Genomic DNA, 23,502 nt, shown 5'->3' with positions numbered 1-23,502 from the left:
GGTACGCGGACCGGCTGGGCGCCTACGCGCGCGGGGGGCTGCGGATGCGGGCCGAGCGCGGACTGGCCCGGCACTTGGAGGAGTGCCCGGCGTGCCGGCAGGCGGCATCGGAGGTCCGGGACCTGAACGAGCACATCAGGCTGCTGGTGCCCGTTGCTCTGGTCGGCTGGTTGGGAACGGCCGGCGGCGCGCAGGCGTTCGGCGCGCTGCTCGGCACCGGCGCACCGGCGGCAGGCGGTGCGGCGGCCGGCGGAGCGGCGGCGGGCAGCGGCGCGGCGGCGACCGGCGGCAGCGCGGCAACGGGCGGCAGCGGAGCCACCGGCGCGGGCGGCGCGGGCGGCGCGGGCGGCGCGGCCTCCGAAGGGCTCGGCGCCCCGGCGAAGGCCGGCATCGGCCTGGGAGTGGTGGCGGCAGCCGGTGCGGTGCTCGCGTACGCGCTGAGCGGCGGCGCCGACGAGCCCTCCGAGAAGCCGGAGGCTCGGCACCCGGCTCCGACCGCCGCACCCGGCAGGCCCGGTGAGCCGAGCGAGCCGCCCCCGAAGCCCGGCCCGGCGCCGCAGCCCGGCACGCCGGGATCCGGTCCTGCCGCGTCCGATCCGGCACCGCCCCGCAAGCATCCGGCGGAGCCGCGCCCCGCGACGAGCCCGGCGCCGGTGCCCGCGGCCGAGCCCGGCGAGCGGTCGGAGCCGCCGCGCCGGACACCGCCCCCGGATCCCGACCCGGTGCCTCCGCGGACCGCCCCGCCCCGCCCGGCACCGCCGCCCGCACCGCCCCGGCACCACGCCATCGAGATCACCCGGGACACCGTGACGCTCAGCTCCGGCAGCGGGGACCGCACGGTGCGGCTGGTGGTGAAACGTCACCCCGCGACGGTGGGGGGCGCGGTCTCCGTCGAACTGTCGGCGCCGAACTGGCCGCACAGCTCGTCCAACCGCTCGACGGCCCGGACACCGGTCAGCGGCGGGCGGCGCCCGGCCGCACCACCGGCCGGGATGTAGGCACGGACTGCGCGGTCGAGACGGAGTTCGGGAAAGCTCGGGGGCAGCGCCCCGCGCCGTCGGCGCGCCGCGTCGGCGAACTCGACCGCCGCCGCGTGCCGGCCCGCGAGGTGCAGGATGTAGCCCGCGGTGAGCAGGGCTTGGCCCACCAGGTGTTCCGGGACGCCGACCTCCAGGCCGAGCCGCAGCGCAGTGGCGATCTTGCGGACGGCCGCCACGGGCGGTCCGGCTCCTTCGGAGGCGGTGATCCGGGCGTCCAGAACCCGGAGCATGACGTCGAACATCGCGGGCGGCGAACCGACGGCGGCGTGCTCCTCGGCCTGCCCGTGGAGCGCCCGGGCCGAGACGAGATCCCCGGCCTCGGTGGCGGCGACCGCGCGGAGGAAGACACCGAGCGTCAGCGCGTCCCTGATGCCCAGGCGTTCGGCCTCCGCGACAGCGCGCCGGGCGAGGCGGTCGGCCTGCCCCGTGTCGCCGCGGCGGAACCACACGTCGGCGATGCGGGCGAGCAGCAGCGGCACCTCGGTGAGGGCGCCGAGCTGCTCCGCGTACCGCAGGGCGGTCTCGAAGTCCGCCCGGGCGTCGTCGTAGCGCCCCTCCTGGAGGGCGGTCTCCGCGCGCAGTCCGCACAACTGGCCCAGCAGCCAGCGGTCGCCGGTGCTCGCGGCGAGGGAGCCGATCTCGGGCAGGTCGTCGTGGGTGAGAGACAGTCCGCCGGGGCGGTCGATCCGCACGTGGGCACGGAAGAGCAGGGCCACGGCCAGCCCCCACGGCTCGCTGTGGCGGCGGCAGTTGGCGACCGCGAGGTCCATCAGCGGGGTCACGGCCTTGCTGCCGTCGACGAGATAGCCGGCGAAGGGCCAGAAGATGCCGGGGAAGCGGGCGGCGGCGGGGCCGGGCTCTCTGAAGGTGGCGACCAGTTCCCCGGCGACGGCCCGATGGTAGGGGTCGGTGAGCAGCGTCTGGGCATGGTGCTCGGCCAGCAGGAAGCAGTCCAGCAGTTGCAGCTCCCGGAAGAGCAGTTCCTCCTCCGGGTCCCGCTCGGCTGCGGTGGCGGGGAGCAGCGCCAGAACGGACTCGACCCAGTGCGCACCCTCGTCCCGGTAGTTGCGCAGCCACCAGAACCAGCCTGCGGCGCGGACGAACGCGACGGCCGTGTCCCGGTCCCCGTGGGTCAGCGAACGGCGCAGCGCAGCACGGATGTTGTCCAGATCGGCCTCGACCCTGGGCAGCCAGGAGAGCTGCTCGGCGGAGCGCAGGCGCGGTTCGGCCGCGCGGGCGAAGCGGAGGAGCTGGGCCGTGTGCCGCGCCTCGGCCGCGCGGCGCTCGGCCGGATGGTCGGCCGCCCGCTCGCGGGCGTAGTCGTGGATGGTCTCCAGCATGCGGTAGCGCATGCCGGTGCCGCACGGATCCGGCGGCTGGTCGGCGACGAGGAGGGACTTGTCCACCAGGGCGGAGAGCAGGTCGAGCACCTCGTCCGGACGGATGTCCGGGTCAGCGGCCCGGCCGGTGCCCTCCGGCGGTCCGTCCGGGGCGGACGCGAGTCCCTCCGGGGCGGACGTGAGCCCGTCCGAGGCGGACGTGAGCCCGTCCGAGGCGGACGCCGGTCCCTCCGGGGCGGACGCCGGTCCCTCCGGGGCGGACACCGGTCCCTCCGCGTGGCCCGAGTCAGCCCCGGCCCTGGCGCAGTCCGCCGGGACGCCGGGGGGCCGGCCCACCGCCCCGGAAGGCCGGTCCGCGGTCTCGGGCGGCCCGTACGCCGCGGCGCCGAGTGGCCCGTACGCGGCGCCGGGCGGCCCGTCACCGGTCGCCGGTGCAGTGTCCGCGCGGCCGGATGCGCCGCCTCCGGCCGTCGGCACCGCTGCCGTCGCTCCTGATGCGCTGTCCGCGACCGTCGGCACGCTGCGCGCGCAGACGTGTTCGGCGGCGGAGAGGGTGCAGCCGCCCGCGAAGACGGACAGGCGGCGTACGACGGCCCGCTCGCGGTCGTCCAGCAGATCCCAGGACCAGTCGACGACCGCGCGGAGGGTCTGCTGCCGCGGCAGTACGGTGCGGCTCCCGCTGGTCAGCAGCCGGAAGCGGTCGTCGAGTCGGTCGGCGGTCTGACGCGGGGTGAGCGACCGCAGCCGGGCGGCGGCGAGTTCGATCGCCAGCGGCAGCCCGTCGAGGCGCCGGCAGATCTCGGCAACCGCGTCGGGGTCCGCGCCGGGCCGGAATCCGGGGCTGGCCGCGGCGGCCCGGTCGGCGAACAGCCGGTGCGCGGACGCCGGCGGCAGCGGCTCGACCGGACGTACCGTCTCGCCCTGCACGTCCAGGCGTTCGCGGCTGGTGCTCAGCACGGTCAGCCCCGGGCAGTGGGCCAGCAGCGTCTCGGCGAGGCCGGCGGCGGCGTGGACGACGTGCTCGCAGTTGTCGAGCACGAGCAGCAGGCGGCGCTGCTCCAGATGCTCGATCAGCAGGGCTGTCGGGTCCCCCTCACCGGCCAGCGGTCGGGCGCTCTCGGTCGCGGCGCTGGAGAGCGAGGTCACCCGGCGGCCGAGGGCGCTGAGCACGGCGCCCGGGACCGCCGCGGGGTGGTCGAGCGGGGCGAGCTCCACCAGCCAGGTGCCGTCCGGATACGGCGCCGGATCGGCGGCGGCCGCGGTCGCGGCGACCCGTTCGGCCAGCCGTGTCTTGCCCGCACCGCCGGGTCCGATCAGGGTGACGAGGCGGGCTGCGCCGAGGTCGGAGCGGATCGCCGCGATGTCGGCCTCGCGTCCGACGAAACTGGTGAGCCGGGACCGGAGGTTGCCGGGCGGAGCCGCACCGGGAGCCGGAACCCTGTCCGGGGCCGGGGTCGGAGCCGGAACCCGGGCCGAGCCCCGGGCGGCGGCCAGGCCGGTCTGCGGGCCCGCTGACGGCTGTCGCGCGGGGCGTCCGCGCGCGCCACGGCCCGGTGCTGCCGCGGCGCCGTACGGTGCGTTCCGGGGCTCCGCGAGGACAACCCCCGGACCCGGCCGCCGACCCGGGCGCCAAGGGCCCGAGGGGCGCCGGGCATCCGGTCCGGGCGGTTCCTCCTCGGCACCGGCGGAGAGCAGTTCGGTGTGCAGCGCGCGCAGCTCGGAGCCCGGGTCGGCACCGAGTCGGGCAGCCAAGTCCCGGCGTACGGAGGCGTAGGCGGCCAGCGCCTCGGCCGTGCGGCCGCTCTCGTGCAGCGCACGCAGATAGAGCGTCTGCAAGGGCTCGTCGAGCGGGCGTTCGGGGACGAGTTCGCGCAGCTCGGGAAGTATCCGCTCGGCACGACCCAGGGCGAGGTCGGCCGTGAGGCGGTGCAACAGCGCGGTGTGCCGGAGCGCTTCGGCACGGGCGGCGGCCGACGTCCTGTCGGGCAGGTCCGCCACGGCGGGCCCCCGCCACAGCGCGAGCCCCTCACGGAGCACGGCGGCGGCCCGGTCGGGCTCGCCCGCTGCCAGGGCGCGCTCCCCGTCGGCCACCAACTCCTCGAACCGCACCAGGTCCACGTCGTCCCGCTCCGGGTCGATCCGGATCCGGTAGCCGCCCGGCAGCGTCTCGACGGCGTCCTTGCCGAGGGCCCGGCGCAGCCTGCTGACCAGTGCCTGCAGCGCCGCTGGAGCGTTCTCCGGCCGCGCCTCGGGGGACACGTCCGCCCACACCTCGTCGATCAGCGTCTCCTGGGAGGCGGGGGCGCGGTTGTGGGCGCGCAGTGCGAGAGCGGCGAGCAGCGCACGCAACCGCTGCCCGCCCAGCGGAAGAGGCCGTCCGGCCTCGTCACGCACTTCGCTCGCCCCCAGGATCAGATACCGCACGGCCCCATTGTCCCTGTCGGGGCCGAACCGCCGGAGGTATTTTCCGCGCGGAGCCCCGTCCTTCCGGCGGACCGTCCGGTACCGACGTGCGGTGCGCCGCACCGGATCGTGCGCCGGCCGGAGCCGCTGCGGCCGGGATCCGGGCCGAGAGCCGCTGCGGCCGGGAGCCTGCCGCACACGACAGGTGCCGGACGACGGCACCCCCGCAGTCGCCGGGCGGCGCGTCAACCCCGCGGTGGGCGCGAGAAGTCACCCGCGGTGGGCGCGAGAAGTCACCCGCGGTGGGCGCGAGGAGTCACCCGTCGGTGGACAGGAGGGGATCGGCTCGCAGTGGGGGGGGAGGGGGGCACCCGGCCCGTGGTCAGGAAGGGTCACCCCGCGGTGCGCAGGGGGGTCACCCACCGGTGGGCGGAAGGATCCGCTCGTAGCGGCCGTCCGGATGGACGCCGGCCGCGGCGGCGCGGTGGCGGGGTGCGGCCGATCCGGTCCAGCAGGTGCCGCGCCGGGCCAGCAGTCGGCCCAGCCACAGCTCCATGGAGACCAGGTCCGCGATGCCTTCCACAGGCAACTGCTCGCCCCGCGCGACCCGCTGGACGGCCTGGCGTACGACCCGGGCCTCCACCAGTCCGGCCTCGGCCAGCAGCGGTGCCCGGAAGAGCTCCAGCAGGTGCTCGGCGGCCAGCCGCACCCCCGCGCGCAGGGCGGCGTGGTGCGTGGCGTGGGTGGGGGCGCCCCAGCCGGGCGGGAGTTCGTGCACTCCCGCACCGGCGAGTGCGGCCCGCAGTATGGAACCGCGTGCCTCCGGGCGCACGCGGAGCGCTTCGGGCAGTTCCCGCGCCGCGCGGACAACTTGGTTGTCGAAAAAGGGGGCGTGCAGTCGCTGTCCGCGGATCTCCACTGCCTGCTCGAGGACGCGGTGGTCGGCGGCGGCACGGGTGAGCGCGGCCCGGGCCCGTCGTTCGCCGGGCCGTTCGACGGACGGGCGGGCCTGCGCTGCGCCCTCCAGGCGTAGCGAGACCTCCGCCAGGGCCTCACCGGTGAGCCAGCGCGCTGCCGGTCCGGGGCGGCACCAGGTGAGTGCGGCGACGGAGGCGTCCACGGCGCTCTCGCCGCCCTCGGGGTACGGCGCGAAGGCGGCAGCGGTGAACGCGCTGTCGCGCAGCAGCGCCGCCGCCTCCGTCACCCCGTCGCGGTAGGAGGTGCGGGCCAGCCTGCGTGCGGCGCGGTAGATGGTGACGGGCACCAGCAGGGAGCGGCCCGCGGCCTGCCCGCTGCTCTGCCCCTCGGCACGGGCCAGCGCGGCGACGGGCCGCACCAGATGGCGGCGGCGCCGGTCCAGCAGCAGGTCGGCCAGCCGCGCCGGGTGCGCGTCGACGACCTGGCGGGCGCCGGAGCCGAGGAAGTGGTCCGAACTGCCCGCGGAGAGCCGGCCGCGGTGGCGTTCCGCGGTCACCAGCGAGGGACCCGGCTCGTCGGTGAGGGGGCCGCCGGCCAGGTCCGCGTAGGGCAGTGCCTCCTGGCCGCCGGTCACCACGACGTGCCGCAGCCGGGGGTTCTCCGCGATGCTGTGCGCCCGCTCCAGTTCGGCGAGATGGCTGTCGGCGCCTGCGGTGTCCCGCGGGTCGTCGCTGCGGTGCGCCAGGGTGAGGTCGTTGAAGGTGACGGCCAGCAGCCGCTCTCCCGCTCCGGCCGCGCCCGAGCCCAGGACGGTCCCCGGCGTGCCGGGCAGTCCGGCGGCGAGCAGGGCCAGGGTGCCGGAGGCGGGCCCTCCGGACAGGTCGGCGCCGACTCCGGGTGCCGGGCCGCCGCGTGCCCGCTGCCGGTCGGCGGGGCCCATGCCGGGCACCGGGCCCGGGTCGCGCACGTCGGTGTCGTGTTCGGCGGCGTGGCGGGGTGCGGTGAGCCGGGCGCGTACGGCGTCCACGAGCGCGTCCCGCACGCCTGCGACCGCCGTCTCCGGATCGACGGGCGGGGCGCCGACGACCAGCGAGCCGGAGGTCTCGTAGCCGGCGACCTCGCGGCTGCCGCCGTCCCGGACGATCAGCGCGTGTCCCGGCGGGACCCTGCGCACGCCGCGGAAGGGGGTGCCGTCGCCGAGTGCCTCGGGCGCTTCCGGGCAGGCCAGTTGGACGGCGAGGTGGCCGAAGTCCAGTTCGGCCTCGATCAGGTCGGCGAGCGGGAGGGCGGCCGTCGCGTAGGCGGTCCCTCCGGCCCAGGGCGCGTGGAAGACGGGCCGGGCACCCGCGAGGTCGGCGGCCACCGTGATCCTGCGGCCCACCGAGGCGACGGCGGTGTAGCTGCCCGGCCACGCGGTCAGGTGGCGAAACGCTCCACCGCGCGCGGCGATCAGCCCGAGCCGCAGTTCGTCGTCTCCGGCGCCGCAGCAGCCCAGTACCGCGAGCCGGTTGCCCGGCTCGGCCTCGACGACGCGGATCTCGTCGGGCCGCCAGTCGCCGACGGCCCACAGCGGATCGGGGCCGCCCCAGAGCACATGGGCGCCGATGGGCCGAAGGCCACCGTCCTGTCCGTCGGGTACGTGCGCGGTGTGCGGGTCGGATCCGGCGGAGCCGTACGCGCCGGGGCCGCCGGGACCGTACGGGCCGGGGCCGCCGGAGGAGCCGTACGCGGCGCGGCCGTTGGCGGTGCGGCCGTTGGCGGTGCGGGGGGAACCGCGGCGGCCGTCGGGAGTTGCCGCGGCACTGCTCCACCCCACCAACCAACGCATCGCCGCCCTGCTTTCGCGTCACTCCGCCGTGTGCCCCGCCGCGCGGGCGTCCTCGGCCCACCGCGCGGAGCACCCGGCGCACGGATGCCTTGCGCCGGAGAAACCGCTGCCGTTGCGGCCGGGGCAGCCGCTGCCGTTGCGGCCATGGTGCCATGAGAGCGGCGCGCGAGCGGCGTACGAGGGGCGCAGACCTCGGCGCAGCCGGCCGCGGCTCCGCGCCGCGCAGCATCCTCGGGCCGCCGGGGACCTCCGGGCGGCGGGCGGCATATACCTCCGGCGTGCCCGCCCGGCACCGCACACGCGACCGATGTCATTCGGCCAAATATGAACGGCTACGGCAGTCCGGCGGAACCTTTCCCGACACTCCACCGGGCAACCCCGAACGGACGGCGTACCGAAGACAGCAGGGGCGAGCCCGATAGCCCCACGCGATCCGCACAGGACGTGCGCGCAGGGCGCACGGACCCGTCGCACACGCGGAGCACAGAAGCGAAAGAGGGGGCACACGATCACCGGTGGCCCCGGCCGACCGCGTACCCGGACGGCGACCGTGAGGGGACCGGCCCCCCGCACAACGGTCGGCATCGGGCCTCGCCGGCACCCGGCACCCGGCGGGTGCGCCGGAGCGTCGCGCGGCACCGGCGGACGGGCGCCCGCGGCACCCCGCAGCCGGGGGCCGATCGGGCGCGGCGCACCGCACAGCACGCCGCGGCACCTTTCGGGCAGCACGCACACCTCGGCGGAAAGCCCACGTCCGGGCGGGTGCGAAGGGGCCGCGGCACAGGATCGCGGGGGCGCCGTCCGGTACTGCCGCGTAGCTGCTCCGCGCGTGCGGCCCGGCCGGCTCCCGGTTCCCGAACCCCGCCCCGGAGCCGTCCCGTTGCCGGGCCGGGAAGCGCGTCGCGCGCCTCCCGGCCCGGACCGCCGCCCGCGGGGAATGAGACGGCGGTGTCCCCCAGCCCACTGATTCCTTGTGCAGCGGGCCGACCCACGCGGCTCCTATCGAACCCCTCCCCTTCCGTGCCGGGCAGGCGCATGCATGGGCGCACGGCCACACGCCAGGAGCACAGCATCCGGTGTCCCGCAAGACGGCCGTTTCCCGCACGACGCGCATGATTCCAGCCGCTCCGCGCGGGGCAGTATCGGGATGGCACGTGACCCCTGCACGTACACGCGTACGGACACATATCTCGCCATCCGGCAGGACGCCTCTTAACGGTCGGGATCCGTCGAACTACGCTGTGTTCCCAATGCTTTCCGCGCCGCGCATCCGCGCAGTCGCGGGAGGGGCCCCGCGCCTCAGCCGCGGGGCGGTCGTCGGTGTGGTCAGGGGTGCGCATGTCCAGGGAGTCACGCGGGCCGAATGAGAAGCTCGGCACCGTCCTCGCCCTCGCAGGGATCAGCAACGCCGGACTCGCCCGACGGGTCAACGACCTGGGGGCCCAACGCGGCCTCACGCTTCGGTACGACAAGACGTCGGTGGCCCGCTGGGTGTCGAAGGGGATGGTGCCGCAAGGAGCGGCGCCCCACCTGATCGCCGCTGCCATCGGCAGCAAGCTCGGGCGTCCGGTGCCGCTGCACGAGATCGGACTCGCGGACGCCGATCCGACCCCCGAGGTCGGGCTGGCCTTCCCCCGCGACGTCGGGGCCGCCGTCAAGTCGGCGACCGACCTCTACCGCCTCGATCTGGCGGGGCGGCGCGGCGGTGGCAGCATCTGGCAGTCCCTGGCGGGCTCGTTCGCCGTGAGCGCCTATGCCACTCCGGCGTCGCGTTGGCTCATAACCCCGGCGGACAGCTCGGTGGCGCGCCATCTCGAACTCCTGGAGGGGACGCACCCGTCGAACGACGGCGCCGAGGCCGACTCCGAGGCCCCCTCCGACGGCGGAACCCGGGACGGCCAGGGCGGACAGAGCGGACAGGACGCGCTCGACGGGCAGGAGAGCCGCGAGGGCGGCGGGGACGCGGACGAGGTCGGCACCCCGCTGCGGGTCGGCCACACCGACGTCGCCAAGCTGCGCGAGGCCGCGGACGAGGCGCGCCGCTGGGACTCGAAGTACGGCGGCGGGGACTGGCGTTCGTCGATGGTGCCGGAGTGCCTGCGGGTGGACGCCGCTCCACTGCTGCTGGGTGCCTACACGGACGAGGTGGGCCGCTCGCTCTTCGGCGCGACGGCCGAACTGACCCGGCTCGCCGGGTGGATGGCGTTCGACACCGGGCAGCAGGAGGCCGCGCAGCGCTACTACATCCAGGCGCTGCGGCTGGCCCGCGCCGCCGCCGACGTTCCGCTGGGCGGCTATGTGCTCGCCTCCATGTCGCTCCAGGCGACCTACCGGGGCTTCGCCGACGAGGGCGTCGACCTCGCGCAGGCCGCGCTGGAGCGCAACCGGGGGCTGGCGACGGCCCGGACGATGAGCTTCTTCCAGCTCGTCGAGGCGCGCGCGCACGCCAAGGCGAACGAGGCCCAGGCGTGTGCGGGAGCACTGTCGGCGGCCGAGAGCTGGCTGGAGCGCTCCCGGGAGGGCGACCCCGACCCCTGCTGGCTCGACTTCTACTCCTACGACCGGCTCGCGGCCGACGCCGCCGAGTGCTATCGCGACCTGAAGGCGCCCCGGCAGGTGCGCCGCTTCACGGAGAAGGCGCTCTCCCAGCCGAAGGAGGAGTTCGTCCGCTCGCACGGGCTGCGGCTGGTGGTCTCCGCCGTCGCCGAGCTGGAGTCGGGCAACCTGGACGCGGCCTGCGCCGCCGGGGTCCGGGCCGTGGAGGTCGCGGGACGGATCTCCTCGGCGCGCACCACGGAGTACGTACGCGATCTGCTGCACCGCCTGGAGCCCTACGGGGACGAGCCCCGGGTCGCCGAGCTGCGGGAGCGGGCCCGGCCCCTGCTGGTGGCTCCGGCGTGAGGAGGCTCCGTACGATGAGCGGCATGTGAGGCGGGGAGGCACCTGAGGCGGCGAAGCGGAGGCAGTTCATGATGGGGGGCGTGTCCTCGACGTCCGGAAGACTCGACTGCGACGTACTGGTGATCGGTGCGGGCATCGTCGGCCTGTCCACCGCCTACGCGCTCACCCGTCGGTCGCCCGGCACCCGGGTCGTCGTCCTGGAGAAGGAGCCCGGACCGGCCCGGCACCAGACCGGGCGGAACAGCGGCGTGATCCACAGCGGGATCTACTACCCGCCCGGCTCCCTCAAGGCGCGGTTCGCGCTCCAGGGCGCGGCGGAGATGGTGAAATTCTGCGCAGAGCACGACATTCCGCACCAGGTGACCGGCAAGCTGATCGTCGCCACCGAGCAGCAGGAACTGCCCCGGCTGCACGCCCTCATCCAGCGCGGCAGACAGCACGGCATCCCGGTGCGGGAGCTGGGACCGGCCCAGATCGCGGAGCACGAACCACACGTCAGGGGCCTGGCGGCGATCCACGTCGGGACGACGGGGGTGGCCGACTTCGTCGCCGTCGCCGACCAGCTCGCCCGCTCGGCACAGGACACCGGCGCCGAGGTCCGGTACGGCGCCGCCGGTGAGGTCGAGATGATCGACCGCCGGCCGGGCCGCGGGGTCGCCGTCCGCACGGCGGACGGTGCGGTGGTGCGGGCGCGTGCCCTCGTCAACTGCGCCGGGCTGCACTGCGACGCCATGGCCCGCCTCGCCGGGGACAGCCCGCAGGCCCGCATCCTCCCCTTCCGCGGCGAGTACGCGGAGCTCGCCCCCGAGCGGGAACACCTGGTCCGCGGGCTCGTCTACCCGGTGCCCGACCCGGCGTTCCCCTTCCTGGGCGTGCACCTGACCCGCGGCGTGCACGGCGGCGTGCACCTGGGGCCGAACGCCGTTCCGGCGCTGGCCCGCGAGGGATACGCGTGGCGCACCGTACGCCCCACCGAACTGGCCGGGCTCCTGACCCATCCCGGCGCCTGGCACGTGGCGCGCCGCCACTGGCGCTACGGGGCCGGAGAAGTGCACCGCTCGCTCTCCCGCCCGGCCTTCACCGCCGCGGTACGACGCCTGCTGCCCGAGGTCGAGGCCGCCGACCTGCGCCCGGCACCGGCCGGGGTACGCGCCCAGGCCGTGCTGCGGGACGGCACACTCGTCGACGATTTCCTCTTCGCGGAAGGCCCGCACACCGTCCACGTCCTCAATGCGCCCTCCCCGGCGGCGACCGCCTCGCTGCCCATCGGACGGGAGATCGCCCGGCGAGTGGCCGGGGCGCTGGCCGAGCGCTGAAGGGACGCTTCGCCGCTGTCGTCCCGCGCCCCGTAAAATCGAGACCATCGTGTCCGAAAGCAACAACTTCTCCCAGAGTGACGAACCCGTCCACGACGTGCCCGCGCACACGCCGGGGCCGCAGGCCGGCGGTTCCGTGCCCGACGGCTGCGTGCCCGGCGGCTCCGATTCCGGCGACTTCGATTCCGGCGACTTCGGGTCCGGCGACTTCGGGTCCGACGGCTCGGTGCCCGGCGCCGGGTCCGCGTCGGGCGCCGCGTCCGACTCCGTGTCCGGTTCCGCGTTCGGTGCTGCGTCCGGTGCTGCGTCCGGTCCCGACGGGGAGCCCGGCACCAACGACCGCCCCGGTCCCGGCGGCGAGCAGGGGCAGGGCGGCGAACCCGCTCCCGGCTCCGGACAGGGACAGGGCGGCGGCGGAACCGACCGCGGCGACGAGCAGGCTCCACGGACGATGGCGCGGATGTTCCCGCCCGGTGCCGGCCCCGCGCCCGACCCCGCCGGGTCGCACCACGAGCGCCGCATCCGCAGCTTCCAGCCCCGCCGCAGCCGGGTGACCAAGGGGCAGCGGCTGGCGCTGGAGCGGCTGTGGCCGCACTGGGGCTTCGACGTGGACGGGCTGCGGCAGCTCGACCTCGGCGCGCTCTTCGACGACCCCGAACTGCCGGTCGTACTGGAGATCGGCTTCGGGATGGGCGAGGCCACGGCCCGGATGGCGGCTGCCGACCCGGCCACCGGTGTCCTCGCCGTGGACGTGCACACCCCCGGCCAGGGCAACCTGCTGCGCCTCGCCGACGAGCAGGGCCTCACGAACGTACGGGTGGGCAACGGGGACGCCATCATCCTGCTCCGGGAGATGCTGCCGCCCGACTCGCTCTCCGGGCTGCGGCTCTACTTCCCGGACCCGTGGCCCAAGGCCCGCCACCACAAGCGGCGTCTGCTCCAGCCGGAGTTCCTGGACCTGGCGGCCCGCCCGCTGCGGCCGGGTGCCCTCGTGCACTGCGCGACCGACTGGGAGAACTACGCGGAGCAGATGCTCGACGTGCTCAGCGCCCACCCCGCGTACGAGAACACCCAACCCGACGGGGGGTTCGCGCCCCGCCCCGGGAACCGGCCGCTGACCCGCTTCGAAGGGCAGGGCCTGGACAAGGGCCACAAGGTGCGGGACCTGCTCTTCCGGCGCCGCTGAGCCCGCTCCGGGGCTGCTCGGTCCGTCGACGTCGGTGGCCGACCGACGACCGTCCCGGGGCGGCGGTTGCGGCGGTGCCGCAGCGCGTGTCACCCACACTGGTTACTGTCGATGGGTGCATGACGAGGCAACCGGCGCTCCCAGCGCCCCGTCGAACCCGATGACGCCCGGGCCGCCCGGCGGCCCCGCGCCCATTCCGCCCGCCCGGCCGGCCGCGCCGCAGGGCTCTCCGGGCCCGGACTGGTCCGGGGACGTCTCCGGGGCCGAGGGGTGGGCCGAGGAGCGCATACCGGAGGCAGTGACGGAGCCCGAAGGCGGTGCTTCCGGAGCGCAGGATGTCGCGGATTCACCGACCCGCGCCCTGCGCCCGTCCCTGCCCCCGTCACCACCTCCGGCACCGGCCGCCCCGGGACCGGCCGCCGAAGCGCCGCCCAACGGGGCGCCCTTCGCCGAGCCCCCCTTCATCGGGGCCCCGGCCTCACCGACGTCCTCCGGCGGCGCCTCGGTACCGCCGTACAGACCGGAACCGCAGGACGCATCCGCACCCCTCGGAGCGCCCGGCGCCCCCTTCCCTCCCGCCCCTCCGCCGTACGCCTCCACGCAGCCGCCGTACGGCCCGACGCCTCCTCGCACGCCCGCCGCCGCACCGCAGCCGCCCGGGCCCGGGGTCGGGTCCGGCGTCGGCGGCCCGATCCCGCACGGTGGCGTCCCGCAGGCGGGGCCGCACTATCCGGAGGTGGCCGCGGCGCCGGATCAGCCCCCGTACGGCACCCGCCCTCCCGGGCCCTCCGCGGCAGCCGGTTCCGCCACGCCGCCCCCGACCGCCACGTCCGGCTGGGGAGCCCCGCCGCACGAAGCCGGGCACAGCGGAACGCCGCACAGCGGAACGCCGCACAGCGGAATGGCGCACGCCATGCCGACCCATCCGGTGCCGTCCTGGTGGCAGCGGAACCAGCGCACGCTGCGCGCCACCTCGGTGATCGTGCTGCTCGCCCTGTGCGGACTGATGATCCTGGCGCTGGTCCGCGAGCAGACGGGCACCCGTGGCCTGCTGGTCGGGTTCGGGCTCGCGCTCTTCCCGGTGCCGCTGCTGCTGGCCGCGTTCCGCTGGCTGACCGCGCCGCAGCCCGTTCCCTGGCGCACCCACCTGTTCGCCTTCGCCTGGGGCGCCTGCGCGGCGACGCTCGTGGCGATCCTCGCCAACGGCTTCGCCACCGACTGGCTCGCCTCGTCCGTCGTCGTCGACTCGCCCGATCAGGCCGACACGCTCGGCGCCACCGTCATCGCGCCCGTGGTCGAGGAGACGACCAAGGCCGGCGCCATCCTGCTGATCTTCCTCTTCCGCCGTCGCCACCTCGACAGCGTCATCTCGGGCATCGCCGCGGCCGGCATCACCGCGGCCGGGTTCGCCTTCACGGAGAACATCCTCTATCTCGGCACCGCCTACGGGAAGGACACGGTGCTGGACCCCGACGGCTTCGCCGGTTCGGTGACCGCCGGCACGTTCGTCATCCGCATCGTCTTCGCACCCTTCGCCCATCCCCTGTTCACCTCGATGACGGGGATAGCCCTCGGCATGGTCGCCGCGCTCCCCACGCGCCGGCGCGTACTGCGCTGGACACTGCCCCTGCTGGGCTGGTTCACCGGAGTGCTGCTGCACGCCATCTGGAACGGCTCGGCGTCCTTCGCCAACTACACGTTCCTCGCCGTGTACGGCCTCTTCATGATCCCCGTGTTCGGCGCGCTGACCTGGCTGGCGATCTGGTCCCGCCTGCACGACCTGCGCCTCGTACGGGACACGCTGCCCGCCTACGCGGCCGCCGGGTGGTTCAGCGAGCCGGAGCCCTGGTCCCTCTCCTCGATGCGCGCCCGCTCGATGGCCCGCGCCATGGCACGCCGCAGCCACGGCCCCGAAGCGGCCCGCACCGTCGCCGCCTACCAACACGACGCCGGCGCCCTCGCGGTCCTCCGCGCCCGCGCCGACAACGGCGCCCTCGCCCCGGACTTCGCCTCCCGCGAGCACGCCCTCCTCCAACGCCTGTGGACCAACCGCCCCTTGGCCGGCCCACCCACCACCAGCGCCGCCCTCGCCCTCAGCCGCCCCCCGACCCCCCGCTGGACGGGGTACCCGGTGCGGTGAGCCGCAGGTCCGGACCGATTGCTCGGCCGACGTGCCACCCCCTCGTCCGAGGTGCAGGCCGGCGCACCTTCGCCCCAGGACGGGAGTGGTCCGAGGGGCGACCCGGCATCGTCCTCCGTCCGCGCCCGGTGACGATTCGAGAAGGAGGACAATGGAGGAATGGATGCCGCACCTCCCTCCAGCGACGTCGTCTCGGTCAGGATGAGCCGGCAGGCCAGCCAGGACACGGGCGCCGAACGGGCGGTGCGCCGGCTTCTCCATGCCGCCGGCTACCGCTACCGGACCCACTTTCCGGTACCGGGCATGCGCAGGCGCAAGATCGACATCGCGTTCACCCGGGCGAAGCTGGCCGTGCTCATCGACGGCTGCTTCTGGCACGGCTGCCCGGAGCACGCCACCAGCCCCAAGGCGAACGCGGAATGGTGGCGCCGGAAACTGGCCCGCAATGTCGAGCGGGACCAGGAGACGAACGCGCAGCTGAGGGCCGAGGGCTGGACGGTCATGCGCTTCTGGGAACACGAGTCGCCGGAAGTCGTCATGCGTCTGGTGGCCGGAGCGGTCGAACGGGAGAAGGAAACCAGAAGGAAGCCACGGTGACAGGACGGGACCGATGAGCGGACTCCGATGCGTCGACGTGTGCGCGGGAGCGGGTGGGCTGTCCCTCGGGCTGGAAGCCGCCGGCTTCGAACCCGTACTGCTCCTGGACAACAAACCCGCGGCCTGTGGGACGCTGCGCACGAATCGCCCGGCATGGCACGTCCTGGAAGCGGATCTGCTGGACTTCTCCCCTTCCCGGCATCGAGACATCTACGACGTGGACCTGCTCGCGGCGGGCCTGCCCCGCGTGAAGTCCGCCGCGACCGTGGCGCGCACCGACACCGAGGCCGAACTGCGCCTGCTGGAGGCGACCCTCTACCTGGCACACGCCGTGCGGCCCCGGGCTCTGCTCATCGAGAACGTGCCGGAGCTGGTCGACGCGGCGGACTTCGAGTCCGTCCGCGACTTCGTCCGCAGGGAGCTGGAGCATCTCGGCTACCGCTTCCGATGGTTCGTCCTGAACGCTGCGGACTTCGGGGTGCCGCAGGTCCGGAGACAGGGACTGCTCGTCGCGCTCCGGAAGGAGTACTTCGAGGAGTTCCGTCCGCCGGAGCCGACCGTGCACGAGCATCTGTCGGTGGGCCGCGCGCTGGGCCGCTCGATGGCCACGGGCGGATGGCCGGAAGCCGACCGATGGGCAGCACAGGCGGGCAGCGTGGCCCCGACGCTCGTGGGCGGATCGGACAGACGTGGGGGTGCGGACCTGGGGCCGACAGGGACGAAGAAGGCATGGGCCCGCATGGGGGTCGACGGTGGCACCGTGGCCGACAGCGTCCCCGGTCCGGACTTCCGCTGGGTCCCGGAAGCGGGACGACACGGAATGGTCAGGCTCACCACGGAGCAGGCCGCTCTGCTGCAGGGCTTCCCGTCCGACTGGACGTTCACCGGGAGGAAGACGGCCCGTTATCGCCAGATCGGGCACGCTTCCCCGCCGCCGGTGGGCGAGGCGCTCGGGGCGGCGATCGGAGCCGCACTGAACGCCTCCGGTCCGGCCGACGGATACACTTCGACCCCATGACCAGCCCCGGCGCACAGGACCATCTCGACGGAGTCCGCATTCTGGACCTCTTCGCGGGTCCCGGCGGCCTCGACGTGGCCGCACACTTCCTGGGCTTCAAGAGCGTGGGGATCGAGTGGGACCGGAACGCCTGCGAGACACGGTACGCAGCCGGCCTGCCGACGATCCACGCCGATGTGAGCGTCATGCGCGAGACCCGCTTCCAGGAGATCCCCGCATCGGTCGACGTCCTCGCCGGTGGGCCGCCCTGTCAGTCCTTCTCGGTCGCGGGCAACGGCGCCGGGCGGCGGGCGCTGGACACGGTGAAGGAGTTCATCCACCGCCTCGTGGAGGGGGAGGACGAAGCCGGGATCGACCGGGACCTGCACTCCCTGGGCGATCCCCGTACCGCACTGGTGCTGGAGCCGTTGCGCTGGCTCCTGAAGGCCATCGAGACCGACGGTCGTGATCCCTACAAGGTGATCGTTCTGGAGCAGGTCCCCGAGGTCCTGCCCCTCTGGGAGGTCTACGCGAAACTCCTGCGCGGCGGCGAGGGGAGGCTCAGGGGCGTCAAGTACGAGGCCGAATGCTGGAAGCTGAAGACGGAGCAGTTCGGCGTGCCGCAGACCCGGAAGCGCGCCGTGCTCGTCGCCCGACTGCCCGGTGCCGGAGCCGTCCGACCGCCGAAGGCGACCCACCGGCCCTTCGACGTGCTGCGCGGCAGGCGCACTCTCGCGCAGCCGGACATGCTCCCGACGGAGGCGGCGGTCCCGGGCACCGAGCAGCCCTGGATCTCCATGGGAGAGGCCCTCGACACGGCGAGCCGGGCCGAGGGCTCGCCGGTGGACGTGTCGCGACTCCGCACGGACGACGACATGAAATTCTTCGTCGTCTCCAACTACGGTTCCGGAGGCGATCCCAGGAACCGCGGCCGCCGCTCCTCCGCCGAGCCCGCCTTCACCGTCACGGGGAAGATCTCCCGGAACAAGGTGTACAGGAGCCTCGCGGAGTACGAGGCCGAGAAGTGGGACCGCTTCACCATCCCCGAGTCGGGTGTGCTCCAGACCTTCCCGCACAACTTCCCCTGGTCGGGGAACGACCGGGCCCAGCAGGTCGGCAATGCGGTGCCTCCGCGCCTGGGCATGCACGTGCTCGGTCATGCCTTGCGCGGAGCGGCGCCCTCCGAGGACGAGTTGGCGGCCGCCGGCACCTGGCCCGACGTGCCCCGGACGACCACGGAAGAGCTGCGCCGGCTCGGGTGCGGCGATCGGAGTCAATGCCCTCCCGACTCCCACAGGGTCATTCGTCCTCGTGCGGAGCCCTCCCCCTGACAGGTGCCTCCGCGAAGAGCTCGGCGAAATGACCCACCAGGATCTCGACCGCCTCCGGCTGCGCGGGCTGCTCCTCCGGGCCCTCCGGCAGCTGGTCCCTGGGTGACGGCAGCGCTGATCCGGCTCCCGCGATCCAGTCGCGCAGCGGCTCTCCGTCGCGCTCCGCATCAGGAGCGAGGACGTCGTACATCAAGGTCGCCGCGGCGGCGTTGACCGCGGACGTCAACGCGTTCACCTCCCGCCCGGTGCGGACCGTCCCCCGTTCCAACAGCCCGACCAGGGCCAGTGCCGTGGGACGGTGATCGACGACATCGAGCCGGAGGGCCGAGTTGAGCATGTCCTGGCTTCCGCATGTCGCCACCGCGGGGCGGTAGTCCGAGCCGTCCCGGAAGAGTTCGGCCGCCCACCAGAGTCGGGCGAACGCCTGCTTGTAGTGCGGGCCGACGAACCTGTCGCGCGCCACCCGTGCTCGGGAATCGCTCCTGTGCGGATCCGACAGGTGCCGCCAGACGACGTAGTCCGGGGCCACGCCGACTGCCAGGTACGTCCAGAACTGCTTGTCGGCGGCCTCCTTGCGGGTCATGCGCAGCGTCTCGTGGAGGCGTGGAGCCAACCATGCGTCCGCCGCCGTGGGGCGCTCGCCCCGGAACCGGCTCAGCGCGTCGTCGATCAGGTCCCGGACCCGGTGCAGCCGCCAGCGCGGATCGTCGCTCGGCATCGGTTCGGCGACCTTGTTCAGCGCGATGGACGGGATGTCCTCCCGTCCTTCGAGCACTCCTGCGGTGAGATGTTCGGCGGCATGTACGTCGGAGAGCAGAGCGAGCTGTTCCGGCAGGTGTTCGGGGCGGGAAGTCACGCGGGGGTCTCCTGGTCGAGTCGTGCGATGTCGCGGACGCTGTCGGCCAACTCCTTCGGGACCTCGGCACGGCGGGCGGCAGCGTACTGGATGCGTGGCTGCAGGTCCGTCCAACTCCCCTCGCCGATGCGGCGGCGGTGCACTTCCCGCAGCGCGTCCTCCTCCGACCGCCCGGGAAGGACGTCCGGGAGCATCTCCCTGAGTACGGCACCGCGCCAGTCCGCGGGGAAGAGCGGCGTCCCGTCGTCCTCGATCTCCAGATCCCCGATCGCCGTGTGGAAGACCGCGACCCACGCATCGGCGCACACCTGGGCCATCAACAACCTTCCGAAGACCTTCTCCGTCTTCGTGCCCTCGGCTTCCACGAGCCGCATGAGGCCCTCGAAGTCCGAGTTCAGGCGGACGGCCGGAATGCGCCCCGAGGTGTCCACGACCCATGGCGCGTCCCGGAAGTCGCGCAACCACTCGGCGCCCCGCGCGAAGCTGACCGCGGTGACGTCCAGTTCACGATCCCTGCGGGGAGCATCGGCTGTCATGTCGATCAGCCACTCGCGCTCGGTACAGGCGATGATCCGTCCGGACACCCCACCGACGGTGGCGACCACGTACACGACGAGCGACGCCCGGTCCAGGTGGTCGTCCCGGTCGAGTTCGATCTCCCCGACCCACTCCCCGCTCGCCTCCGCAGCCGGCTGCAGCCTGGACACGGTGCGCGCGTTGGTGGCTCCCTCGGTCAGCACCGCGACGACGGCGACGTCGGACCAGTGGCCCTTCCTGTCGAGCTCACGGACGGGGACGGTCACGCCCAGGGACAGCCGTGCGGTCCGCCAGTCGGCGCGTTCGGCCATGCCGAGCGCCACGACCTGATCGACGACCGAGTGCGCCTTGGAGTCCAACTGCTCGCGGGAGTCCCCGGGACCACGGAGCCGTACCGCTGTGACGCGTGCAGTCACCTCACCGGTGGGTCGAGGGTAGGGATACGCCCTCACGCGATGCTCTCCTTGCTCTCCTGGAGTTCGACGACGAGGCTGGTCAGCGCGGCCCGCGTGGATTGCGTGGACACATCGGTGACCCCTTTGAAGACGGCCCGACGGGCGCCCGGCGTGAAGCGCAGCACCCCGTCGACCACCTCACAGTTGCTGACGGCGACGAGCTCGGCCCACTTGACCACAGGCCGGGGTCCGGATCGGACCTCCAGCTTGGCGACGGGGTTCATGTGCCAGGGCCCGCCGATCGAGGGCACCTTGACCTCGCCGGTGACCTCCCACGCACCGGAGGAGGCGCTGACCGCCTGCAGTTCGTCCAGCTCCGGGGGCGCCGTCGGTCCCTTGGGCTTGACGGTTCGTCGGCCCTTGCCCGAGAGCTTGAGCCGGTTGCCGACCTTCTTCGTGCCGCGCGGCTTCTTCTCCTCGGGGACCGCCACCAGAGCGTGGACGGCCCGGTTCGTCTCGGTCGTCAGGGCGGCGACACGTCGATGCGCCGAGGGCATGTAGCGCAGCCTCAGCTCTTCCGTCTGCCCCCACTTGTTGTGCTCGGGAGGCTCGGAGGACCGCAGGAACTCCTCGGCGGCGGCCGCGAACGGTGCGTCGTCCCCGGCCGCACGTCCGGCGAGGAGCACCGCCTGGAAGGGGTTGGTCCCCACCGGGAGGCCGGGGACCGAACTCGTCTTCACCGTCATCCGGTTGCCGCGCAGCGCGGTCACCTGGTTGATTCTGCCGTCCGCGTCCGACGCCTCCGTCACCAGGAGCACCGCCCGGTGCTCACCCGCCGTTTCCGGAAGACCGTCCCGCGCGGGCAGCTTCAACGGCACGGTCACGCACGCCACCTGTCCCGCCTCCGTGAGGCGCTCCACTGTGCCGCCGCTCAGGAACGCCTCGAGAGCACGTGAGCGGGCGGGTTGGTGACGATGTGGATCGACCCGCTCCTCCGCGATGTGTTCCACGCCGTTGCGCAGCGTCCGCACCGATGCCTCCAGCAGGGGCTGCCGCTCGCCTCCCCCCGTCATCGCGGCCCAGAAGTTGCGGCCCAGCGCCCGGACCAGCCGCTGGTGCATGCGCTCCAGACTGTCCTCGTCGTCACCGACATCGCCCTCCTGGGACCGGCCGGCCTCGAGACTGGCCACGTCGTGCGCTCCGACGATCAGGAAGGACGTGCCGGGAGCAGCGTCCTCGCGGGTGAGATGCAGGTCTGCGACCGTCGTCTCGTCGGCCCACCAGGAGCGGACGACCTCGGGATTCTCCGCCTCGGCGTCCGGCAGCCCCAGCCAGGCGGGCCCGGCGTACCTCCGGCCCGCCACCTCCCGCCACGGCAGATCGAGGCGTCCGATCACCCGGCGCTCCGTCCGTCCCTCGTGCGGTCGGGAGAGCGTGGAGTTCACGAGGACGAGGCCCAGCCGGCTGGTGGCCCACAGCGTGGCCTTTCCGAGACCGTAGGATCCGCCGGCCGACGTGTCCGACTTGCGGCTGTCCAGTTGTCGACGCACCACTGCGGCGAATCGCCCGTCCTCGTAGTCGTCGCCGGTCAGCCCGTTGGCGTTGTAGTCGTCGACGCGAAGCAGTACCAGCCGATCCCGCTCGGTCATGTCGCGCAGGCCGGCGCCGATGACACGTCCGACCTTCTGGTCCTGGGCGGCGGCCGCCTCGAAGTGGGGGCGGAGGTCGGGCCAGCGGATGGCCGTTCGGAACCGGGCCAGTGCTTCGCCGGTGAGTTCATGGAGTGTGTAACGGACGCCGACCGGCCGGTCGTTCGACCTGTCCCGCTCGTCGAGGCTGTTCTGCGTGGCCTCTCGGGCCAGCACCTCCAGATCGGCCTCGAAGGCGAAGGCGGCGGCGTTGCCGAACTCGCGCCCGCCGTCGTCATGTCCGGGACGGTGGTACCAGACAGTCGGCGTCCCGGTGCTTCCGCCCCGTGGCCGAGTATCCGCCGGTGACGTCTGCCCGGCTTCGCCCGTCTCCCCGAACACCTCCCGCAGCGCCGACGCATGTTCTTCCCGGGGCTCGGAGCGATGCGCGAGCCACGCCTCGATCAGAGCGCGCGTCACCCCCAGGCGGCCCGCGAGTGCGACTTCGTCCATCCTGTGCAGCTGCATACGCTCGGCCAACCACTGGCCGAATTCCGTCTCGTTCGAGGCCACCCGCTCTTCTCTCCCGTCGGACCCGTTCGTCGTATCCGGTCTGTGGACCTGACGGCCATCCCCGGACCTGGCGCCACGCGTGGGTCTCCGCCTCCGCGGAAGGCGGTGCGATCCGGACCTCACGACGATCATTTCCCTGCCGCTACGGACGATCTTCACGTCCTGCCGCGGGACACCGCCCTCCTGCGGCTGCTCGTACACACAGGTACGGAGCTGTTCCAGGGCACGCTTCTCCAACTGGCGGATTCTTTCCCGCGTGACTCCGAGCTTTCTGCCGATCTCGTCCAGCGTCCAGCTCTCCCCGTCGACGAAGCCGTGGCGCAGCTTCAGGATCTCGCGAGTGCGCTCCGTGAAATCACAGGCGTCGAAGAGCTGGAACAGTTCTTCGCGGACGAACTCGTGCTGCAGCACCTGTTCCGGTCCCGGTACCCTGCCGTACTCGTCGACGACGAGTTCCCCGAGGGAGATGTTCGCGCCCACCGGTTGATCCAGCGACAGGACCGGCCGGTGCAGCAGGGGAAGGTACCGCTTCACCTTTTCCGGAGCCAGCTCGCACGCCAGGGCCAGATCGTCCACGTCGGGGATCCCGCCCCGTTCCAGTGCGGCCCGCTCCGCCTTTCGCAGCCTGTTCAGGTCTTCCCAGACGTGAACAGGGAAGCGGATGAGAGACCCTTCGTTCGCGACGGCCCGGGAAATCGCCTGCCGGATCCACCAGGTCGCGTAGGTGGAGAACTTGTTGCCCCTGGTGATGTCGAATTTCTCCACGGCCCGGATCAATCCGATCACGCCCCACTGCGCGAGATCTTCGTACATGGAGATCTTGGCCGGATACCCCATGCCGATCAGGGTCTTGTGCACGAGCCGCTGATTGTGGGCGACCATCGCGCTCATGGCCCGATACGCCTCGCCGCCCCGGGGGAGCGTCGCCGCATACCCCTCCGGCAGCGACTCCGAGGCTCCTCTCGATCCCCGGAACAGGAGACAGAGACCCACCTCCTCCTCGGCCTTCAGCACCCGCCCCGGCCGGGCCAGCCTCCGGTCGACCTCCAGCAGGGCACGAGCGGCGCGCCGTGCGCTGTCCGTGGCGTCGAAGTCCGGGACAGTGCGGGAGGAGACGGGACCGGGGAGCTCCGCTTCCGCCTCGGGAAAGTGCGGGTCCGATCGACCGGGCAGCTCTCCGGGTTCCGTCCGCGGATCGCGAGACCTCGCCTCCTCCCGTTCGGAATCCGCCGCCCGGCGACCGTGTTCGTCCGCGACGGAAGCCGCCGCCACGGCTTCGTACAGTGCCTGCGTCCGTCGCTCGTCGAGGCGGGCCGCCCGCATCACCCGACCGACGGCGGTGTGGCGGTCGACTCCTTCGTCGGTGAATCGACGTATGAGCCGTACCAGCAGGTCACGTCCGGCCTCGGTCATCCGCCCCGCGGCCGCGTCACCCGGCTCCGTGCCCATCGATCTCCCGCCCCCGCGCTGCTACTCGGTCCCCGACAAGTCCATCATCGGTGAGCCGTCCCTGCCA

Annotated in this window: 12 protein-coding genes; 7 read left to right on the top strand and 5 right to left on the bottom strand. The window is 73.8% G+C overall.

Features of this window, described 5'->3' with window-relative positions; genetic code table 11:
* Nucleotides 1-859: 859 nt before the first annotated feature.
* A complete protein-coding gene (locus tag BMX65_RS31965; RefSeq protein WP_074999231.1) occupies nucleotides 860-4,804 on the bottom strand; it encodes a BTAD domain-containing putative transcriptional regulator in 3,945 nt (1,314 codons plus the stop codon).
* Between the two features lie 394 nt (nucleotides 4,805-5,198).
* Nucleotides 5,199-7,529 carry an asparagine synthase-related protein gene (locus BMX65_RS07025; protein ID WP_074999230.1) on the bottom strand — a complete coding sequence of 777 codons (2,331 nt, stop codon included), beginning with the start codon at nucleotides 7,527-7,529 and terminating at the stop codon, nucleotides 5,199-5,201.
* Nucleotides 7,530-8,867: 1,338 nt separating this feature from the next.
* On the opposite strand from BMX65_RS07025, the gene BMX65_RS07020 reads away from it, so the two are divergent.
* The 7 genes from BMX65_RS07020 to BMX65_RS06990 all read left to right on the top strand — a co-directional run bounded on the left by BMX65_RS07020 (nucleotide 8,868) and on the right by BMX65_RS06990 (nucleotide 17,997).
* Nucleotides 8,868-10,430, top strand: coding sequence for an NsdA family TPR-like regulatory protein (locus tag BMX65_RS07020; protein ID WP_074999229.1), 1,563 nt, complete (start codon nucleotides 8,868-8,870; stop codon nucleotides 10,428-10,430).
* Between the two features lie 68 nt (nucleotides 10,431-10,498).
* Nucleotides 10,499-11,746 carry an L-2-hydroxyglutarate oxidase gene (gene lhgO, locus BMX65_RS07015; RefSeq protein ID WP_074999228.1) on the top strand — a complete coding sequence of 416 codons (1,248 nt, stop codon included), beginning with the start codon at nucleotides 10,499-10,501 and terminating at the stop codon, nucleotides 11,744-11,746.
* A 451-nt stretch (nucleotides 11,747-12,197) separates the two neighbouring features.
* A complete protein-coding gene (gene trmB / locus BMX65_RS07010; RefSeq protein ID WP_107437415.1) occupies nucleotides 12,198-12,932 on the top strand; it encodes a tRNA (guanosine(46)-N7)-methyltransferase TrmB in 735 nt (244 codons plus the stop codon).
* A gap of 913 nt (nucleotides 12,933-13,845) precedes the next feature.
* Complete coding sequence (locus BMX65_RS07005; protein WP_239502059.1) at nucleotides 13,846-15,072, top strand: PrsW family intramembrane metalloprotease; 1,227 nt, start codon at nucleotides 13,846-13,848, stop codon at nucleotides 15,070-15,072.
* Nucleotides 15,073-15,231: 159 nt separating this feature from the next.
* A complete protein-coding gene (locus BMX65_RS07000) occupies nucleotides 15,232-15,669 on the top strand; it encodes a very short patch repair endonuclease (protein WP_074999226.1) in 438 nt (145 codons plus the stop codon).
* Nucleotides 15,670-15,682: 13 nt separating this feature from the next.
* The gene (locus BMX65_RS06995; RefSeq protein ID WP_074999225.1) at nucleotides 15,683-16,687 is read left to right on the top strand and encodes a DNA cytosine methyltransferase; all 1,005 of its coding nucleotides are present in this window, start codon (nucleotides 15,683-15,685) and stop codon (nucleotides 16,685-16,687) included.
* Nucleotides 16,684-17,997, top strand: a complete 1,314-nt coding sequence (locus BMX65_RS06990) for a DNA cytosine methyltransferase (RefSeq protein WP_074999224.1) — start codon at nucleotides 16,684-16,686, stop codon at nucleotides 17,995-17,997. The genes BMX65_RS06995 and BMX65_RS06990 overlap by 4 nt, the downstream gene beginning before the upstream one ends.
* Here the strand turns inward: BMX65_RS06990 and BMX65_RS06985 are convergent.
* The 3 genes from BMX65_RS06985 to BMX65_RS34115 are packed head-to-tail and all read right to left on the bottom strand — an operon-like array spanning nucleotide 17,966 to nucleotide 23,435.
* Complete coding sequence (locus BMX65_RS06985; protein ID WP_074999223.1) at nucleotides 17,966-18,853, bottom strand: DUF6339 family protein; 888 nt, start codon at nucleotides 18,851-18,853, stop codon at nucleotides 17,966-17,968. The two genes, BMX65_RS06990 and BMX65_RS06985, sit on opposite strands and share 32 nt — an antisense overlap.
* Complete coding sequence (locus BMX65_RS06980) at nucleotides 18,850-19,806, bottom strand: hypothetical protein (RefSeq protein ID WP_239502058.1); 957 nt, start codon at nucleotides 19,804-19,806, stop codon at nucleotides 18,850-18,852. Before BMX65_RS06980 ends, BMX65_RS06985 begins: the two co-directional genes overlap by 4 nt.
* 32 nt (nucleotides 19,807-19,838) lie before the next feature.
* Nucleotides 19,839-23,435, bottom strand: a complete 3,597-nt coding sequence (locus tag BMX65_RS34115) for a sigma-70 family RNA polymerase sigma factor (RefSeq protein ID WP_079171729.1) — start codon at nucleotides 23,433-23,435, stop codon at nucleotides 19,839-19,841.
* Nucleotides 23,436-23,502: the final 67 nt, after the last annotated feature.

Origin of the sequence: Streptomyces qinglanensis, from assembly GCF_900111245.1 — a bacterium.
Taxonomy (GTDB): Bacteria; Actinomycetota; Actinomycetes; order Streptomycetales; family Streptomycetaceae; genus Streptomyces; species Streptomyces qinglanensis.
Note: the sequence above shows the minus strand (reverse complement) of the source record. Positions and strands in the feature narration are given on the sequence as shown.

What these genes read in the sequence shown, in the direction of transcription:
- BMX65_RS07025 (WP_074999230.1), bottom strand. Translation starts at nt 7,529, where the DNA reads ATGCGTTGGTTGGTGGGGTGGAGCAGTGCCGCGGCAACTCCCGACGGC.
- BMX65_RS34115 (WP_079171729.1), bottom strand. Translation starts at nt 23,435, where the DNA reads ATGGGCACGGAGCCGGGTGACGCGGCCGCGGGGCGGATGACCGAGGCC.
- trmB (WP_107437415.1), top strand. Translation starts at nt 12,198, where the DNA reads ATGGCGCGGATGTTCCCGCCCGGTGCCGGCCCCGCGCCCGACCCCGCC.
- BMX65_RS07005 (WP_239502059.1), top strand. Translation starts at nt 13,846, where the DNA reads ATGCCGACCCATCCGGTGCCGTCCTGGTGGCAGCGGAACCAGCGCACG.
- BMX65_RS06995 (WP_074999225.1), top strand. Translation starts at nt 15,683, where the DNA reads ATGAGCGGACTCCGATGCGTCGACGTGTGCGCGGGAGCGGGTGGGCTG.
- BMX65_RS06990 (WP_074999224.1), top strand. Translation starts at nt 16,684, where the DNA reads ATGACCAGCCCCGGCGCACAGGACCATCTCGACGGAGTCCGCATTCTG.
- BMX65_RS07020 (WP_074999229.1), top strand. Translation starts at nt 8,868, where the DNA reads ATGTCCAGGGAGTCACGCGGGCCGAATGAGAAGCTCGGCACCGTCCTC.
- lhgO (WP_074999228.1), top strand. Translation starts at nt 10,499, where the DNA reads ATGATGGGGGGCGTGTCCTCGACGTCCGGAAGACTCGACTGCGACGTA.
- BMX65_RS07000 (WP_074999226.1), top strand. Translation starts at nt 15,232, where the DNA reads ATGGATGCCGCACCTCCCTCCAGCGACGTCGTCTCGGTCAGGATGAGC.